Here is an 18,157-nt window from a genome sequence, read left to right on the forward strand (position 1 = left end):
CTCTGTTAAATCATGGTTGGTTTCCCAGTATCGATTACGGGCATCGTAATCAATTTTGAGCTCCTTCAGACGTTTAAGTAAAAGGGACAGATCACTATCATGGAAAATACGTTCGACAATTAATTGACCTTCCACCAAGTACAAAGGTGGGGGAAGTATATCGGCGACAACGTCTTTACCTTGGCCCATTCTTTGAGCAGCATCACTTACAGTTTGTAACGAGTGGTATCCAAGAAAAGTGACTCCAACTAAAACTAATGAAGCAACCCATGCCATTAATTGTAATTTGGTTGCTAGCGGTAGGCGGTTAAGCATGATTTTGGCACTCCGTTGTGTTTTATTGTCCGCCCGGCAAAGGTAGACCGGATTTATCAGGAATGCAATGTAAGGATTATCTGTCAGATAAACTAACAAAGAGAATAAATTTTCACCTCAGAAATTCCGAAAAACTACATAAAGCTTCTGGGCGGAGGGTTGTTTGAAATGCCAGGGAAATCAGGCTTTGCCAACGATGGCAATTTACCGCTATGCATAGTTGCGCACTATATGGGTTCGTCACAAGCCGATTATGCCCAAACCAACCAAGCCATGAATTTTCCCGGAATCGAATTCTAATCATGTGATTGAACTCAATCATAAACACAGCGGCTTTCATTCCTCTCTCATTTTGCAAATAGCTGAAAAAAACCCGCCATTGGCGGGTTTCCGCGGCTTAGATTTCGGCGCTGCTTAGCCACAAATCATGCTTGTTGCACAGACTAAGGGCATACAGCGTGCCGCTATAGTTATCCAGCGTAAATTCCGAGACCGGCAGCGGCTCCTTGGTTGGGTCGAACAAATGTTCGGCCAGGAATTTATAGTCCTTGTCCAGCAACACGTGCTTGACGATGTAATGCTCGTAAGCCTTCATTTCGTGCGTGGTCGTCACCTTTACCTTGGTCTTGCCACCGTCCTTGCTGGTCTCGATCAACGGCAAATGGGTTTTGCCCTTGCCGGCCCAGCGCCCCTGCGAGGCTTCGGTGTAGTACAAGTCGCCGGGCGGCGTCGGTTGACTGCCGGCTGCGGCGCGGTTGACCGTGGCAAGGCTCAGGCCGGCGACGGTGCCGGCCGCGCTGAGTTTCATAAAATCGCGACGTTCCATGGGTTATTTCCTGAGTAAGGGTGGATGGGTATCAGGCAGCCCATGTCTGGGCTGACCGGTTGGCTAAAGGCCTCTGCCGACGTTTGCCGTAATCGGTCCTCAGTTCGGTAAGCTTAACTGGGTTTCTTGGTTGCGGGTTCGGCTTTTTCCGCCGTTTTCGGCGCTGTTTCGACGATGCCGACCGTTTCGCCTTCGATCAACAAATCGGAAGGACTGGCGACCAGCAGGTCGTCGGCGGATAGGCCATCGACGATTTCGACTTCCTTGCCCAAATCCCGACCCAACTTGACCGGTTTGAAGCCGATTTTTTTGTCATTACCGACCACGACGACATGTGTTCCAGCCTGGTCGATCACCAAGGTATTGGCCGGGGCCACCAAGGCCGGCGCTTTGCTGGGTACGCTGATACTGATCTCGACGTAGCTGCCGGGCAGCAATTTGGCGTCGTTATTGGCCAATACTATCTCCGCCTGGCGGCTGCGGGTCGCGGTATCCAGCGCACCGGCCACCCTTTCGACCCGAGCGTTCAGCGGTTTGCTGTCCTCCTTGTCCGGCAGGCGGACACTGACGCTCTGACCGGTTTTGATTTCGTCGGCGTAGGCTTGCGGCACCCAGACGTTCAAGCGTAGCGGGTCGGTCTGGGTCAGTGCGAACAACTCCTGAGTACCGGCGCTGATCAAGGCGCCGACATCGACCGAGCGCCTGGTGATGACGCCGTTGAAAGGCGCCACCACCCGCCGGTAACCTTCGATGTTTTCCAAGCGCTTGACGTTGGCCACCGTAGCCGCGACATCGGCCTCCGCTTGCATGAAAGCAGCGCGTTTTTCCTCGAACTCCTGCAGCGGCGCGCCGTCGGTTTCGTTGAGCTGGCTCCAGCGTTGCAGCGTGGTGCGCGCCAGTTCGGCCTTGGCCTTGACTTGCGCCAGCGTCGCCCGGCCTTGCGCCAGTTCGTGTTCCAGTTCCGGCACGTCGATCTCGGCCAGCAAGTCGCCTTGCTTGACGGTATCACCGATGGTTTTGTGCCACTTCTTCAGGTAGCCGTTGGCGCGGGCGAAGATTTGGGTTTCGGTGTAGCCGCGCAAGGTCGCCGGCAGCGTCAGTTTACGCGCGCTGTCGCCAACCCGGGGACGAGCGACGATGACGTTGCGTTGCAAGGCTTCGGCGGTGGTTTGCTGTAATTGGACGTCATGGCGCTGATTGGCGGCCAGGCGCAACGCGGCACCGGACAATAACAGACCAAGCAGGACCAGGCCGGCGCGCTTGGTTTGCTTTAACGTGGCGCCGGCGTTAGCGGTTTTCGGTAGTTCGAAGGCATGACTGGGTTGAGTTTTCATAATCGGTTTTAGGCAACTGAAAAAACGGAATGGGAACGGCGCCGTTCCAGCCAGCGATGGACGCCGGCGAATACCAGGGGTACGAACAGCAGGGTGGACACAGTGGCGAAAGCCAGGCCGCCAATCACGGCGCGGCCCAATGGGGCGTTTTGTTCGGCGCCTTCGCCCCAGCCGATCGCCATCGGCAACATGCCGACGATCATCGCAAAGGCGGTCATCAGCACCGGCCGCAAGCGGGTGGCGGCGGCTTCCAGTGCGGCGGTGGTTGGCGGTACGCCGTCGGCGAGCCGGCTACGAGCGAACGACACCAACAAAATGCTGTTGGCGGTGACCACGCCCATCGCCATGATGCTGCCGGTCAGCGCCGGAATGCTCAAGGTGGTGCCGGTCAGAAACAGGGTCCAGGCGATGCCGGCCAGTGCTGCGGGCAGGGCACTGACGATGATCGCCGGGTCGAGCCAGGATTGAAAATTCACCACCAGCAGTAGGTAGAGCAAGACGATAGCCACCGCCAAACCCGACGCCAGGCCGGTGAACGAGCTGTCCAGGGTTTGCAACTGGCCGCGTACGTTCAGGTCCACGCCGCGCGGCAATTTGCCGCGCATCTCTTGGACGATGGCGTCGATCTCGCGGCCGACCGATCCCAGGTCGCGATCCTCGACGTTGGCGTAAATGTTCAGCACGTTATAGGCGTTGTAATGCGTGACCGCCGCCGGTAGCACGGTCCGTTTCAAGTTGACCAGATTGCCGAGCAGCTGCGGCTGGTCGCTGCTGCCGCTAACCGGGATGCGCAGCAGGGCATCAAGATTGTCCAGATCCAACGGATTGCCCATCACGCCGATATTGACCGAGTTGCCGTTGGCCGGATTCAGCCAGAATTGCGGCGCAGTCTGCATGCTGCCGCTCAAGGTCAGCAGCAGGTTTTGCGCCACGTCTCTGGCCGACAAGCCCATTTGCTGCAACTGCTGGCGGTTCATTTCCAGTTCCAGCGCCGGTTTGTGCATGCGTTGGTAAATATGGGCGTCGACGATGCCGGGAATTCGCTGCAGGCGGCGCTGGAACGCCAGCACATGCGGCAGCACGTCCTCGGTTTTGCCGCCGACGAATTGAACATCGATCGGCGCCGGCACGCCAAAATTCAGGGTTTGGCTGACCTGGTCGGCCGGTTGGAAGAAAAATTCCAATGCCGGAAATTGTTTGGGCAAGGCTGCGCGCAAGGCCTTGATGTATTCGACGCTGGGGCGATGGTCGCCGGGGCGCAGCGAAATCATGATCTCGCTGTCGGCCGTGTCCATCGTCCCGGAGTTGCCGAACAGGGTGTTACGAGTGCTGTAAGGGCCGCCGATGATGTCGAGCAGGTCGGCGATTTCTTCCTTGGGGATAATCCGGCGGATTTCCGCTTCGACGGCGTCGATGTGCTGCGGCATTTCTTCGATGCGGGTGCCGGACGGCGCGCGGACGTGCAGGCGGATCTGGCCGGCATCCACCGCCGGGAACAAGTCCTCGCCGAGCAGCGGCACTAAAGCCAACGAAGCCAGGCAAAAACCGAGAATCGTCGAGCCGTAGCGCAGCTTGTGTTTCAACAGATGGCTGACCAGCACCACGTATCGGCCCCGAAGAGTTTCGAAGCCGGTCTCGAAACCTTGGTGCAGATGCTGGAAACCCCGCGCCAACGCATTGCCCGGCGCGGCATCCAGCTGGCCGTGATGGCCGGACATGACGTACATCACCAGCGTCGGCACCAAGGTACGCGACAGAATATAGGAAGCCAACATCGCGAACACTACCGCTTCCGCCATCGGTACGAACAGGCTGCGGGCCACGCCGGTCAGGAAGAACATCGGCACGAAGACGATGCAGATGCACAGCGTCGAAACCAAGGCCGGCATTGCAATCTCCGCCGCGCCGTCGAGAATGGCCTGCTGCGGATTCTTGCCCAGCAGCATTTGCCGCTCGATGTTTTCGATCTCGACGGTGGCGTCGTCAACCAGAATCCCCACCGCCAAGGCCAATCCACCCATCGTCATCAGGTTGATGGTTTCGCCGAGCAAATACAAAGCAATCACCGACACCATAATCGACAATGGAATCGACACCGCAATGATGCAGGTGGTGCGCCAATTGCCCAGAAACAGCAATAGCATGGCTGCAGTCAAGCCGGCGGCGATCAGGGCTTCGTGCAACACGTTACCGATCGCGGCCTTGACGAACAACGACTGGTCGAACATCAAACGCATGTTGATGCCATCCGGCATCAGGTTCAACAGCCTGGGAATCAAGTTTCTGACGTGATCGACCACTTCCAAAGTCGAGGTCCTGCCGATCTTGAAAATGGAGGTCAAAATACCGCGTTCGCCGTTTTGTCTGGCAATCGTCGTGGTCGGCGCCGGACCGTCGCGTACCGTGGCCACGTCGCGGACCAAGGTCGTGGCGCCATCCACCGTGCGTACCGGCAAATCGGCCAGACGCGGAATCGCCGCCACTGCGCCGTTCAAGGTGACGTCGTATTCGTTACTGCCGACCTTGACGCTGCCGGTCGGTAGAATCAGATTTTGCTCGGCCAAGGCGTCGCTCAAATCCGACGGCGACAGGCCGCGCGCGATCAAGGCCGGCGCGTTGACGTCCAGCGTGATTTGCCGGCTCTTGGCGCCGAACGGATTGGTCATCGCCACGCCGCGCTTGGATTGCAATTCGGTCCGCAGAATGTTGTTGACCAGATCGTTGACCTCGGTTTCCGGCACCGTAGCGCTGGAAATGCCCAACTGCACCAACGGCAAATCCGCCGCCGAATACTGGATCACCTGCGGCGGCATGGTCCCGGCCGGCAGCGAGCGGTACACCGAATTGCTGCTGGACATGACCTGGGCGATGGCGGTGCGGATGTCGGTGCCGGGATGAAAAAACACCTTGATTACTGCCGCGCCGGGGTAGGTCAGGGATTCGCTGTGCTCGATGCCGTCGATCAAGCTCATGCTACGTTCGACGTTGCCGGTCAGCCGGTCGGCGATTTCCTTGGGCGTCATGCCTCGATAATCCCACAGCATCGCCACCACCGGTACGTCGATGGTCGGAAATATATCGGTCGGCATTTTGCGCAGCACGTAAGGCGTGGACAAAATAATGAGCAGGGCCGCCACGACAAAAGTATACGGGCGGCGCAGGGCAATTTGGACGATCCACATGGTGTTTGGGCGAAACTCGATTGCAATGAGAATTGCCTGGAGGGCTTTGTCGTGTTTTAAACGATCGATCCGCCAAGCAAGGCAACCAATACAGCAAGTAACGCGCCATTTTTGCCGGGTTGTCGGGATAACCTCCTTTCTCGGTTTGCGCTGCCGGCTGCGGGAAGGGAACCGGTATCAGGACTCTCCTAGTTGCTGTGATTGAGGCAGAGGTCGAGCAATAGCTGGTGATATGCCAGCAGGGAGCAATTAACGCAACAAGGTAGCCAGTCGTCGTCAGCAATGTTTGGTTTGGATCGTGCTCGTTATCGGGGGGAATAAACGATTCGCTGGTGTCAGGTCTTTACTGATCGGTACAGCTTTTTAAGATCGTAATCCGGCGAGTTACAACTCGAATCGGATGGCGGAGGGAGCCGGCGTTACTGAAGTAAGTCTGCGATTTTATCGCCCGCTATCGGATCAGGTGGGGTGAGCGGGACATGATCGCGACTATGAGCTGTTAACCATAGTCCGCACTATTGGGTTACCAACGGGCTTTGCAAAAAGCGATTATTTCGTCGCGCCTGATAATTTCCTAAAAAGCGTATTTGTCGAACGCTACTTCGGGCACTAAGCTGGTGAAGATGACTCCATTTCACAGAAACGAGTAAACTGATTTGTCAGGCCAACACCATCAAGCGCCGATGCGAAATACGGACAGACTTCAACAGGTACAAACGCCCATCATTCCAACGATCGCCAACTGGACTCGGCAAACGCACGGGACGCTATCGCTGGGGCAGGGGATGGTGAACTATCCGCCACCGGATTCCGCCCTGCAGGCCATCGCAACGTTCGGTAGGCTGCCGGAGGATCATCTGTACGGATCGCCGTTAGGTCATCCCAAATTGTTGGAGCTCATCCAAAGCAAATTACACCAAGACAATCGCATCGATTGCGGCCGGGGCTATCAAGTCATGGTAACGGCGGGGTCAAACATGGCCTTTTTGAATGTCGTCATGGCCATCAGCGACCCGGGCGATGAAATCATTCTGCCGATGCCCTATTACTTTAATCAGGAAATGGCGATTCAGATGCTGGGATGCGTGGCGATACCGGTTGCAACTCGCGAAGACTACCAACTCGATCTTGCAGCACTAGAAGCGGCTATTACCGAGAAGACACGGGCCATCGTCACCGTTTCTCCGAATAACCCGTCCGGCGCGGTTTATCCGGAAAAGGATTTGCGAGCGGTCAACGCCTTGTGTCATCAACGCGGGATTTACCATATCAGCGACGAAGCTTACGAGTATTTCACCTACGATGGCGCCGCACATTTTTCCGCGGCTAGCTTGGCCGATGCCGCCGGGCACACGATCAGTCTTTTTTCGTTATCGAAAGCCTACGGCTTTGCCAGTTGGCGGGTGGGTTATGCCGTTTTTCCGGAAGCGTTGCTAGCTGCGATGCTGAAAATTCAAGATACCAATTTGATTTGTCCACCCGCCATCACGCAAGTAGCGGCTATCGGCGCATTAGAAACCGGTGCCGATTATTGCCGGCAGCAATTGCCGGAACTCGCCCGGATCAGACTACACGTGCTGCAACAATTGCAGGCAATCTCAGAGATTTGCCAACTGCAGGCAGCGTCAGGCGCCTTCTATGTGCTGCTCAAAATCCGGACCTCGCTAAAGGATGTTGAACTTGCCGAACGCCTGATCAAACAATTCAAAGTGGCCGCCATTCCAGGCTGTGCCTTTGGCATGCAGGACGGTTGTTATCTGCGAATATCCTATGGCATGTTAAGTCCGGCACAAGTCGGTGAGGCTATTCAGCGCTTGATCACTGGATTACTTGCTTTATGCAGTAGAAACCCTCTTGAATCGGCTACCTCTCTCGATTGAGCATATCCGACTGGAGTTCAGCAACCGGAGGAGGCCTTTACAGGCACTGAAAATATTTTATGGCCCGATTATTTCTTTGGTGACATATTAAGTGGCGCAATTTGGTTAATCGCGACATAAAAAACAAATCATGCCCAAAATAATCCCATCAGAAGAACCGCGATCGAATCGCGAAGCTGATTTTCTAATTGGCGCCGTATTACGGCGATTAAATTTCGAATATGGACGCAATGCTTTGGTCATGAACGCTGATCCGTTGTTTTCAGTTAACGGGGCGACATCGCCGGAAAATTTATCCGGATACCAAATTCGACGCGATTAAATGTTCCAAAAGAATACGTCGGATTTCCTCAATGGTTTCCGGCTGATCCTGGCAGGAATGTCCCCAGCGGATAATTTTTTCCGAAACCGCCTCGTCGATATGTGCGCTCCGGTAAGCCACTACGCCGTCATCGCGTTCTTCAACCGGGCCGTCGCCTTCCACGGCAATAATCGAATGCGCGCGTACCGTCGGTGATACCGGAATCGAAGCCAGGGCTTTCAAACCGGGATTATTCGGGTTCATATTGTCGGCAGCGGTTGGCGGCCTGCGTAACAAGCGGTTCAGTTTTTCGTCGCCGCTGGAAGCCGCAGCCTGGGCGATACCGTTGAGTACGGTTGACGGTAATTTGACCAATCTGAACACCAAACCGGTCACCCATTCATAGGCAGCCGCCATGGCGCCATGCTGTGGCGTGGCAATAAACACAACGCGTTTGACAAACGGCAACGGCTTGAAAAACAAAGATTTCTGCAACAATTGCCGGATCTCGGGAGTGACGTTGATTTGCTCGAACGGTTTATCGCTGATCAAATCCCAAAAACGCGTGCCGCTATCGATGGCCGTCATTTTGGCTAACAATCCGCCTTGGCTGTGGCCGATCACGACCGTTTTCTGAATCGCCTCGTCCTTGCCTTCTGGATCGAACTCCCTGGTCGCTTTTTGCAAGGCGGCTACAAGTTGGCCCGCGGAATAGGCGATCGGATTGGCCGAGTCGTAAATGAATGCCCAGATTTGAAATTTTTCTCGAATCAGCGGATCGCCTTCCAGTTCATTGACCAGTTCCGCCCAACGGGCAGGACTGGAAGCCGTACCGTGTACCAATATGATCGGAATCTTACCGGGAAAATAGGGGCGCAAAGTAAACAAGCCGTCCTGGGCACGGTCTTTGGGGATGATACTGCCAAATAAGCCGCCACTAAAAAAATTGGCAATTTCAAGCTCGTATAGCGGGTTGTTCTGCAACTGGTGGGCCAGGGCGGCAGTAGGATCATATTCGATGGGTTGCAGCTGGTCATTGATAATGATCTCCTTGGTTTGATCCGCCGCATATACCTGGATGTTCGCCTCGAGCCTGCCACTGGCCAGGCGGCGACGGGCATCGCCCAATTGCATGACAGCGGTGACCGGCACCTTGATTCGCGGACCGATGCGATCGGAACCGACTACTTTATCGCCGGCTTGCTGTGCGGCAATACCGGCAGCTAGCGACGCCCCCAAGCCCGGAATCCGATAGCGGTTGCGTAAGCCGCGAACTTCCATGGCCGCCGTCGATATGAAATGCTCCAGCCGGTAACCGCCCCATACCAATCCCCTTGCGTCGACACTAACCGTCAATTTACCGAATGGCAATTGGTACTCACCGGGTTTCAAAAGGACTTCAATTTCGCCTTTGTCATCGTCTTCCGGATTTGCCAGACCCTGAGCGATACCTTGGTTATAAAAATCGTAAGCAAGTCGATAGCGCGGATCGGACGCCTTGAGTTGAATGCCGGCGACATCACCCGGAAATAGCAGTGACCAGGCATAGACGGATGCCGCCAGATAATAGGCATGGTCGTCGGATTGCTGGGCATGCAGCATGGACAATTCGGCCAAAGCAAACAGCTTATCTTCGTCGCCGTTGGATTTTAGGCTGGCATGCAGTTCCGCCAGCACCGCTTCCGCTTCCGTGTCGAAGCGATCCAGCAAGCCATTGCGTCTAAGCACCATTTTGGTTGGTTCCGAGGCTTCGCCGGCCGACAGCGCGCTGATGCTGTTGAGATGATAGCCGGTTTGAATATCGACCGGATTGGTGCCGACCGGCGTGGCGCAGCCTTGCAGCAGTATAAGCATCGAGGCGAATACCCTAACCTGCGTTCGCGCCGTAGCGATGAATTTTGGGTTCGATAAAGAAAAAATAGGCATCATGGCGCTGGGTTGATTAAGAATTTCGCAAAGGCTGAACAATAACAAATTTTTTTAGTGCATATGACTTGCTTAAAATTGATTTCGATGGCGCTGCTGCCGTTAACGACCATCTGGGGCACCTGTGCGATTGCCTTCGGGGATTCTAGTGGCGGCAACATTGAACGCGCTGTTGCAGGTTTATTTTGCACGCTGGGCTTGCTGACCTTAATCGGGCTGGTGATACGCCGTTGGCGGCAGGTTTTGATTTCGAGTTATCTGTTGGCCTTTGCCTGCCTATTGATCTGGTGGTTGACTATCAGTCCAGCCAACGACAGACACTGGCAAACTGACGCGGACAAATTGGCTTATGCCGATTTTGCGGGCGATTTGGTTACCGTCCGCAACATTCGAAATTTTGCGTACCAAACTGAGTTTGATTATCAACCGGCGTATTACGACAAAACCTTTGCTCTGCATGACTTGCAAGGTGTGGATCTATTCTCGATTTACTGGATGGGGCCTGCCATTGCGCATACCATCATCAGTTTCGATTTTGGCGGCAATAATCATCTGGCGATTTCCATAGAAGCTAGAAAGGAATTGAATGAGGGCTATTCGACCATTAAAGGTTTTTTCCGCCAGTACGAATTGATTTATGTCGTCGCCGATGAACGGGACGTCATTCGCTTACGAACCAATTATCGAAAAAATCCGCCTGAACAGGTTTATCGCTATCGCCTGCAAGGCCGATTGGACAATGCTAAAAGCCTGTTTCTGGCTTACATGCGCAAGCTCAACGAGCTTAAGCAGAAACCTGAGTTTTACAACACCTTGCTGGACAATTGCACCACGGCTATTTGGTTACTGAACAGAATCAACCCGGAACATTTGCCGTTTTCCTGGAAGATTTTACTTTCCGGTTATTTGCCGGAATATCTGTATGAACAGCAACGGCTCGACACGCGGATTCCGTTTGCCGAATTGCGGAACAATGCGTACATCAATCCGCGCGCGTAGGCTGCGGATCAGGCCACCGATTTTGCGACGCGCATTCGTGCAGCAGATTCGGCAACCAATCAGCGCTGAAATTCAGCCGCATCAGCCTTTAACCGCTCGATGCGTTTGGCGTAATAATTAATTCCGGGTAGCGCGCTCAGACCATGGCTAAAGATGCTGATGATGACGGTCATCATCAAGGCGAGCTTGATGGAGCCTTCGCCCGGCAGATCCGCTTGCGTTTCCAGATAGACCAGACCTAAGACGATGGACGCCAAACCACGCGGTCCAAACCAGCCCATGAACAACAGGCTGGCTCGACTCAAGCCGCTGCCCAGCAATGCCAGCCCAACAGGTAGTATGCGTGCCAGGGTCAGACTGAACACGGCATAATAAAAATGGGGCCATGCAAAATGCGACCATGAGCGGGCCACCAATAAGCCGAACAGAAAAAACACAAAAAAATTGAACAGCTGTCCCCAAGTTTCGGTAAATTCCACGCTATGGCGACCGGCCTCGGCAAAGCCCAGCTGCACGGCGAAACCTGCCACGTAACCCGCAATAAACATGCTCGCGCCGGCCGCCTCCGACGCCAGTGCGCAAAGCAGCGGTATCGTTACCAGTCCCATCTGCTGCAGGGATTCGCTCATCCATTGTTTACGAGTCGCCAACGACAGCAACCAGCCGCCGCTGGCCCCAACGCCGATGCCGATCAAACTGCCGTAGCCGATCTGTTCACCGATAAAACCCGACAATACGTCAACCGCGCCGGCGTTGGTTTGTAAGGCCAGCGCGATGAAACACATCAAAAACGGCACGGAAAGACCATCGTTGAGCCCGGCTTCCACATTGAGTGCCTGGCGGATGCGCATCGGCACCAAAGGACTGTTAACGATTACCATCCCCAATCCGGCATCCGTTGGGGCCAGGATTGCGGACAGGATGCCGGCTTCCTGCCAACTCAGGGTTGGAAAGATCCACATCGCGCCCAATCCGCCTAACACAATGGTCATCAGCATACCGGAGGTCAGCAGGCGAATCGGTAAATTGCGATTCGAGCTCAAGCTTAAGCTGCTCAGGCTGATGCGCGCGGCATCGGTGAATAACGTCATGACCAAACCAATCTCGGCGACCAGTAAAAAGCCTTGCCTTTTCAATTCGGTATCGCTGAACACCGGCGGTAAACGGTACAGCGCAATGCCGGTCAGCGTGAAAAGGATCGGCGCGGTGATGACCGTCGTTTCCAGACGCCGCGACAGCAAGCTGTAAATAAACACCGTGAGCACAAAAATGACCAGGAAGATCATGGTTGGCTTCTCCTTGAACGGTTGGGGGATTTGCTAATTTTCCGTTAACCAAGCACGCGCTTTTTCTATGTCATGCGATTCAAAGTATTCGATCGGAAACTCCCGAAAGCCTTTGCCGGTGAACATCAAAGCCAGGTCTTCCCATTTTCTGTCACCGACCAGCGCCATCTTGTTGATATAAGGATCGCTCTGGCTTTGAAACGATACGTCCTCCCAGTCGCTGGCTTTATCCCAGCCCTGGAAATCCTCGCACAGGATCAATAACCGAATACCGCCCTCGCGGCCAATGATGGCGATTACCTCTTTTTGTCTTCGGCGCAGTTCCGATTGAGTGAGTATGCCGCTGATTTTGCAGGTGACAATACCGTTGAAATTGCTGATGATTTCCGCGCTCATAATGTTATCCTCGAATGGGGTGTGCTGACCGGTCAAGCGCCGGCGTAGGTTTCTTTTAGCCAGGATAGAAATAGCTTGTAGCCCAGCGCCAGCACCACAGCACCAACGAAAAGCCCGATAATCCCGGAAAACAGCATGCCGCCGATGGCACCGATGAAGACCACGGCCATCGGCAAATCCAAGCCTCGCCCCATCAATATCGGTTTCAGCACGTTATCGATCGCACCCACGCCCAGCATCCAGGCCATGAAGACCGTGGCGGTCAGGGTGTCTTGATGGGAAAAAACGTAAACGATGCTGGGCAAAATCAGAATGAAGGTCGGCAGTTGCGCCACGGCAAGAAACAGGCAGAACACAGTCAGCAATCCCGCCGCCGGCATGCCGGCCAGGAAAAACGCCACGCCCGCCAGTACGGTTTGAATCAAGGCCACCCCCAAAATTCCGCGCGCGACACCGCGTATCGTGGCGATGCAAAGCTCAGTCCATTCCTCGCCCTTGCTGCCGACCAGCCGCCTGCCTATCGCCAATGCCAAGCGATGCCCGCTATCCCCATTGAGCAGCAACAAACCGCAGATGATGACCGATACCAACAATTGCAGAATGGCCATGATCACCATGGCGCCGGAAGTCAGCAGCCATTTGCTGGCCTGCTTCAGTTGCGGCGCAAAGGTTTTGACTGCTTCCCCGAAATTATTGGCGGCCAGTTGCCAAAAATTGAACAGCGGTTCGCCGATCAGCGGCCAGGCCGCGACTTTTTCCGGGGGAGGCGGAATGTTGAGTTGATTTTGTTGCAGGCTGTCCGCCAACTCCCGAACATTCTCGCCGATGATGCTGGCCAGAATGCCGCAAGGGCCCAGGATGATCAGCAATAACAAGCCGGTCACCAAAGCCGCCGACAGTTTTTCACGCTCGCCCAGCCATGCGGTCAGTTTTTGATGCAACGGGTACAGCGCCACGGCGATGATCACACCCCAGGCCAGGGGATTGATAAACGGCTTGGCGATATGAAAACACCAGTTCAGCAGCACGAACAACAAACCAATTTTCAGTGCCGCCTCGACGGCGCGATGGGAAAAGTCTTCAGGCTTCATGATTTGCGGCTCGTGCGGCATGGCGTATTCCGGTTCAAAGATGAGAAACTCAGGGTAAAAACGCGGCGTCCTTGGGTTTGGGCATTTGTACACCTTGCTCCGCTGCGATGATCCAGCCGCCACCCATCGCCCGGTACAACTGGATCAAGGCGACAAAGGTGTCGCTACGCGCTTGCACCCATTCGATCTGGCCTTCGTAATACTGGCGCAACGCATCCAGCACTTCCAGGTAAGAGGTGTAGCCTTCGTCGTAACGGGTTCTGGAAAGACGCAGATAATTTTTCAGAGCCTCGACCCGCTGCGCCTGGGAAACTTGCCGCTCGTTGGACTTTTTGCTGGCAATCAAGCCATCTTCGAATTCGCGAAACGCTGACAATATCGATTTTTGATAATTAGCCAGGGCTAACTGTTGTGCGCCTTCCGCGGCCTGCACCTGACCGGCGACGCGGCCGGCGGTGATGATTGGCCCTAAAAGACGGCCGCCGATGGTCCAGAAATTAGCGCCGGGTGTAAACAGCGATGCCAGTTCCACACTGGCCTGCCCCAAATCGCCGGTCAGCGTGACCTTGGGGAAATATTCCCCGCGCGCCACGCCAATGCGAGCCGTGGCGGCCATCAACTGTTGTTCGGCTTGTTGGATGTCCGGACGCCGTTGCAATTGTTCAGACGGCAAGCCTGCGGGCACGGCGGGTGGCGTCAGTTCTTCCAGGGGCAGCCCTCGGTCAATGGCGCCGGGAGCTTGGCCTAACAATAAACTCAAAGCATGCTCGGCCTGGGCGATTTGCTGTTCGTAAACCGGAATCAAGGCTCGCCGCCGCTCCAATTCGGAATCCGATTGGCTGATTTCGATTTCCGAAGCGTAGCCCGCTTCAAAACGGGCCTTGGCGATACGATTTTCCTCCACCAGACTATCGACGGTGCGCCGGGTAATCGCCAGACTACTATCCAGCGATCTCAGCGTAATGTAGGTTTGCGCCACCGAGCTGACCAGGGTCAATACCACCGCATCGCGGGCCGATTGTTGAGCCAGTAAATCGGCCCCGGCGGCTTCCTTGGCCCGGCGCAACTGTCCCCAGACATCCAGTTCCCAGACCATGGTAGCGCCGAGTTGAGCGAAATCGGTGTCCGCGGTTTTACCAGCCAATCCCAATGCCGCGGTGCTGGTCTGCTGGCGCTGGTAACCGCCCTGGCCGAAAATCTGCGGAAACAGATTGGCGCGGGTGGCGCCGTAAACGCCCATGAACTGTTCCACATTGGCAATCGCTATTTTCAGGTCAAGATTGTTGTGTAGGGCCTGTTCCACCAGATTGTTCAACACCGGATCCTGCAATTGCCGCCACCAGGGCAGATTGGCGGTATCGCGGGCGTCTTCGGCGGCAAAGCGCCATTGTTGCGGTGTTTCCAGTTGCGGTTTTTCATAATCGGGACCGACCACGAAACAACCGCTCAGGGACAAGGCCAAACTCAGGATAGACAGTTTATTCATGGCCTTCTCCTTCGCCGGTCGCCGTTTTGGATTTGCCCAGTTTCTCCACGACATAGAACAACACCGGAATCAAAAAAATGGCGATGGCGGTCGCGGCGGTCATGCCGCCGATCACCGCGTAACCCATCACCCGCCGGGACAGCGACCCGGCGCCGCTGGCAACGGCCAGGGGTATGCAGCCCAGAATGAACGACAAGGCCGTCATCATGATCGGCCGCAAACGCAAGCGGGCGGCTTCGATGGCGGCGTCGTAAACGCTTTTGCCTTCCTCGACACCCATCTTGGCGAACTCGACAATCAAAATCGCATTCTTCGCCGCCAGACCGATCAGCATCACCAAACCGATTTGGGCATACAGATTGTTTTCGTAATGGCCGATCAGCAAACCGGCAAAGGCCCCGAAAACGGCAATCGGTGTGCCCAGCAGCACGCTGAACGGCAAACTCCAGCTTTCGTACAGCGCCGCCAGAATCAAAAACACGCAGAAGATGGCAAACGCGAATACCGCTGCCGGCGAAACCCCTTGTTGCGCCTGTTTCTCCTGATAACTCATGCCGATGTAGTCGTAACCCATGTCGGCGGGCATGGTTTGGGCAAACACGTCCTCCAACGCAGCCATCGCCTGCGCCGAGCTGAAACCCGGCTTGGGCGTGACGTTGATCTGCGCGCTACGGTACAGGTTGTAGCGCATGGTGAATTCCGGCCCCTCGGTTTTGCGGATGCTGGTCAAGGCCGCCAGCGGCACGGTTTCGCCGGCATTGTTACGCACATAAAACTGGCCCAGTGCGCTGACGTCCTTGCGAAATTCACCTTCCGCCTGAACGTAAGTTTGCCATTGCCGGCCGAAGCGGTTGAAGTAATTGATGAAGCCGGAACCCATGTAGGCCTGCAGGGTTTTATAGACGTCGGCCAGTTGCACGCCTTGCTTCAACACTTTGTCGCGGTCGACATCGACGAAAATCTGCGGTACCGAGGGCAGGGCAGTGGTGAAGGCGTTGGCGATTTCCGGCCGTTGTTTGGCAGCGGCAATGAATTTCATGGTGTTTTCCGCCAAATACGCGACTTCCTTACCGGCGCGGTCTTCCAGGATCATCGTCACTCCGCCCGAGGTACCCACGCCCGGGATCGCCGGCGGCGGGAAAGCGAAACCGATGGCTTCCGGCAGATTGCTCAGTTCCTTGTTGAGATGGGCCCTGATCGCCGCATACTGTTCCTCCGGCTGGGTTCGCTCGGCCCAGTTTTTCAGCGAGATAAAGAAAAAAGTGTTGTAGGTGGTGTTGGCCTGGCTCAGCATGTTGTAGCCAATTACCGACGAGTAGTAAGCCACGCCGGGGGTATTTTTGAGGATGTCTTCGACTTTGCGGGTGGCCGCATCGGTGCGCTGCAACGAGCTGACATTCGGCAACTGGATGGCGGCAAACAGGTAGCCTTGATCTTCGTCGGGCAAAAATCCGGTCGGCACGGTTTTACCCAGGCCGCCGGCCAGCAGCGTCAAGCCGCCGAGAAAGATCATGCTGATACCGGCTTTACGGATCAGTACCGCGCAAAAATTGACATAACCGGCATTGGCTACGCCAAAACGGCGATTGAAACCGTCGTAAAACTTCTGTATTGGCCCGGTGCCGCGCACGCGGGGTTTCAGAATCAAGGCGGCCAGTGCCGGGCTCAACGACAGCGAATTGAAGGTCGAGATCATCACCGACACGCCGACCGTCACCGCGAACTGCTGATACAGTCGGCCGGTAATCCCCGGAATGAACACCGTCGGCAAGAACACCGCGATCAGGGCCAGCGAAGTACCGATAATCGGACCGGTCACTTCCTGCATGGTTTTCAGGGTCGCTTCCTTGGGGCTCAAACCTTTCTCGATGTAGTGCTCCACCGCTTCTACCACGACGATGGGATCGTCGACCACCAAACCAATTGCCAGCACCAGGCCGAATAGCGATAGGGTGTTGATCGAAAAACCCAGCAGCGGAAACAGCATGAAGGTACCGATCAACGACACCGGCACCGCCAGCAATGGAATCAGCGTCGGCCGCCAGCCCTGCAGAAACAGGAACACCACCAGAATCACCAGCACCATGGCCTCGAACAGGGTATGCACGATTTCATTGATACCTTCGGTGACCGCCAGCGTGGTATCCAGCGCCACCACGTAATCCAGATCGTCCGGGAAACGCGTTTTGAGTTCTTCCATGACTTTTTTGGCACCGTCGGCGGCTTCGATGGCGTTGGTGCCCGGCAATTGATACAGCGCCACCAGTGCCGCCGGCTTGCCGTTCAGGCGACCGGACATGTCGTAGGTTTGCGCGCCTAATTCGATACGGCCGACATCCTTGATGCGGACGATGGAGCCGTTCGCTTCCGCCCGCAGCACGATATTGCCGAATTCCTCTTCGGTTTGCAGACGGCCTTGAGCGCGCACCGCATAGGTAAATTCCTGGCCGGCCGGCACCGGCTCGCCGCCGACCTTGCCGGCGGGATTGACGTTGTTCTGCGCCTGCACGGCGCTGACGATCTCCGGAATCGTGATGTTCAACTTGGCCAGTTGATCGGGTTTGACCCAAATCCGCATCGCATACTGCCCGGCGCCAAACACCGAGACACTGGCGATGCCTTTGACCCTCGTCATCTGGTCGTTGATATTGATGTAAGCGTAATTTGCCAGAAAGATGTTGTCGTAACTGCCGTTGGGCGAATACAGCGCGAACATGATCAGTGGCGAAGCTGTCGATTTCTGCACGTTGACGCCGAAATTGCGTACATCCTGCGGCAGTTGCGATTCGGCCTGGGATTTTCGCATTTGCGCCAGCACCTGGTCGGTATTGGGGTCGGTGGCGACGTCGAAATTGACCCGCAAGGTCATGGCACCGCTGTTGGCGTTGATGGAGTACATGTAGTTCATGTTGTCCACGCCGGACATTTGCTGTTCGATTGGCGTGGCCACCGATTGCTCGACGGTCACCGCATCGGCGCCGGTATAGGTAGTGGTGACTTGTATTTCCGGTGGCGCGATGCTCGGAAATTGCGCGATCGGCAGCCCCATCATGGACACCAATCCAATCATCACCATCAAGATGGCAATGACGATCGCCACAATCGGGCGGTTGATGAAAAATTTAGCCATTGGCG

Annotated in this window: 11 protein-coding genes and 1 pseudogene; 2 read left to right on the top strand and 10 right to left on the bottom strand. The window is 55.6% G+C overall.

Annotation, left to right across the window (positions count from 1 at the left end; genetic code table 11):
- The 4 genes and pseudogenes from NP603_RS11030 to NP603_RS11045 form a co-directional block, all read right to left on the bottom strand.
- Positions 1-315: pseudogene (locus NP603_RS11030) on the bottom strand (hypothetical protein); the annotation flags it as partial.
- A 397-nt stretch (positions 316-712) separates the two neighbouring features.
- A complete protein-coding gene (locus NP603_RS11035) occupies positions 713-1,141 on the bottom strand; it encodes a desulfoferrodoxin family protein (protein WP_256610935.1) in 429 nt (142 codons plus the stop codon).
- Between the two features lie 113 nt (positions 1,142-1,254).
- On the bottom strand, positions 1,255-2,475 hold the full coding sequence (locus tag NP603_RS11040) for an efflux RND transporter periplasmic adaptor subunit (protein WP_256610936.1): 1,221 nt from the start codon (positions 2,473-2,475) through the stop codon (positions 1,255-1,257).
- 8 nt (positions 2,476-2,483) lie between these two features.
- The gene (locus NP603_RS11045; RefSeq protein WP_256610937.1) at positions 2,484-5,657 is read right to left on the bottom strand and encodes an efflux RND transporter permease subunit; all 3,174 of its coding nucleotides are present in this window, start codon (positions 5,655-5,657) and stop codon (positions 2,484-2,486) included.
- 656 nt (positions 5,658-6,313) lie between these two features.
- On the opposite strand from NP603_RS11045, the gene NP603_RS11050 reads away from it, so the two are divergent.
- Positions 6,314-7,537, top strand: a complete 1,224-nt coding sequence (locus tag NP603_RS11050; RefSeq protein WP_256610938.1) for a pyridoxal phosphate-dependent aminotransferase — start codon at positions 6,314-6,316, stop codon at positions 7,535-7,537.
- Positions 7,538-7,829: 292 nt separating this feature from the next.
- On the opposite strand, the gene NP603_RS11055 is transcribed toward NP603_RS11050, so the two are convergent.
- The gene (locus NP603_RS11055; RefSeq protein WP_256610939.1) at positions 7,830-9,692 is read right to left on the bottom strand and encodes an esterase/lipase family protein; all 1,863 of its coding nucleotides are present in this window, start codon (positions 9,690-9,692) and stop codon (positions 7,830-7,832) included.
- 135 nt (positions 9,693-9,827) lie between these two features.
- On the opposite strand from NP603_RS11055, the gene NP603_RS11060 reads away from it, so the two are divergent.
- On the top strand, positions 9,828-10,763 hold the full coding sequence (locus NP603_RS11060) for an Lnb N-terminal periplasmic domain-containing protein (protein WP_256610940.1): 936 nt from the start codon (positions 9,828-9,830) through the stop codon (positions 10,761-10,763).
- Positions 10,764-10,822: 59 nt separating this feature from the next.
- Here NP603_RS11060 and NP603_RS11065 read toward each other — a convergent pair whose 3' ends face one another.
- Genes NP603_RS11065 through NP603_RS11085 form a run of 5 tightly spaced genes read right to left on the bottom strand, consistent with a single transcriptional unit; the run spans position 10,823 to position 18,152 of the window.
- Entirely contained in the window at positions 10,823-12,049 is a 1,227-nt protein-coding gene (locus tag NP603_RS11065; protein WP_256610941.1) for a cation:proton antiporter domain-containing protein, read from the bottom strand.
- Between the two features lie 33 nt (positions 12,050-12,082).
- The gene (locus tag NP603_RS11070; protein WP_256610942.1) at positions 12,083-12,445 is read right to left on the bottom strand and encodes a SpoIIAA family protein; all 363 of its coding nucleotides are present in this window, start codon (positions 12,443-12,445) and stop codon (positions 12,083-12,085) included.
- 32 nt (positions 12,446-12,477) lie between these two features.
- Positions 12,478-13,557, bottom strand: a complete 1,080-nt coding sequence (locus tag NP603_RS11075; RefSeq protein ID WP_256610943.1) for an AI-2E family transporter — start codon at positions 13,555-13,557, stop codon at positions 12,478-12,480.
- Between the two features lie 28 nt (positions 13,558-13,585).
- A complete protein-coding gene (locus tag NP603_RS11080) occupies positions 13,586-15,022 on the bottom strand; it encodes an efflux transporter outer membrane subunit (protein WP_256610944.1) in 1,437 nt (478 codons plus the stop codon).
- Complete coding sequence (locus NP603_RS11085; protein WP_256610945.1) at positions 15,015-18,152, bottom strand: efflux RND transporter permease subunit; 3,138 nt, start codon at positions 18,150-18,152, stop codon at positions 15,015-15,017. The genes NP603_RS11080 and NP603_RS11085 overlap by 8 nt, the downstream gene beginning before the upstream one ends.
- Positions 18,153-18,157: the final 5 nt, after the last annotated feature.

It is taken from the genome of Methylomonas aurea (assembly GCF_024505045.1).
GTDB classification, from domain to species: domain Bacteria; phylum Pseudomonadota; class Gammaproteobacteria; order Methylococcales; family Methylomonadaceae; genus Methylomonas; species Methylomonas aurea.